The sequence below is a fragment of the Micrococcus sp. HSID17227 genome, assembly GCF_003989405.1.
Taxonomy (GTDB): Bacteria; Actinomycetota; Actinomycetes; order Actinomycetales; family Micrococcaceae; genus Micrococcus; species Micrococcus luteus.
In genome coordinates this window covers 1-776 of record NZ_RBLN01000540.1, presented here as the reverse complement: position 1 = coordinate 776, position 776 = coordinate 1, and the positions used below count along the sequence as shown (strand labels likewise).

The following is a 776-nucleotide window of genomic DNA, read 5'->3' as shown; positions in this document are numbered from 1 at the left end:
CGAGGGCTTGCCGCGCCGGTAGCCGCCGTCCGAGGTGATGACGACCTTGGCGTCGGCGTCCTGGATGCGGGCTGCGATGGCATCCGCGGAGAAGCCGCCGAAGACCACCGAATGCGCTGCCCCGATACGGGCGCAGGCCAGCATCGCCACGGCGGCCTCAGGGATCATCGGCAGGTAGACCGCGACCCGGTCTCCCTTGCCCACGCCGAGTTCGGTGAGTGCGTTCGCCGCGCGGGAGACCTCGTCCTTCAGCTCGGCATAGGTGATCGCACGGCTGTCGCCGGGCTCGCCCTCGAAATGGATCGCGACCCGGTCGCCGTTGCCCGCCTCGACGTGGCGGTCCACGCAGTTGTACGCGACGTTGAGCTTGCCGTCGGCGAACCACTTGGCGAAGGGCGGATTGCTCCAGTCGAGCGTCTCCGTCGGCTCGGTGGCCCAGCTGAGGCGGCGGGCCTGCTCGGCCCAGAAGCCCAGCCTGTCCGCTTCGGCCTGTTCGTACGCCTCCACCGTCCCGTTGGCGTTCGCGGCCAGATCGGCAGGCGGTGCGAACCGCCGCTCCTCCTTGAGCAGATTGGCCAAGCTTTCGTTGCTCACGACATCTCCCATTCCCAGGGTGTCCGTTGTGTCCCGGGGGACAGCTCATCAGGCCGCGGGCCAGGTGACAAGTGTCTGCCGGAAATTGGTTTAGACCTGTGTCCCGCGCGGCGGAACTCACGGGTCCCGCTTCCGCAGACAGCGCTGCGCGGTGCGAAAGCGGGACCACAAGGTCTCACGGA

General features: G+C 68.3%; 1 protein-coding gene. It reads right to left on the bottom strand.

All coding sequences use genetic code 11. The annotated features are described in order from the left end of the window. Positions 1-606 (bottom strand): AMP-binding protein (locus tag D8M29_RS13170; protein ID WP_148111647.1); only part of this gene is annotated, 606 nt, incomplete at its 3' end. Positions 607-776: the final 170 nt, after the last annotated feature.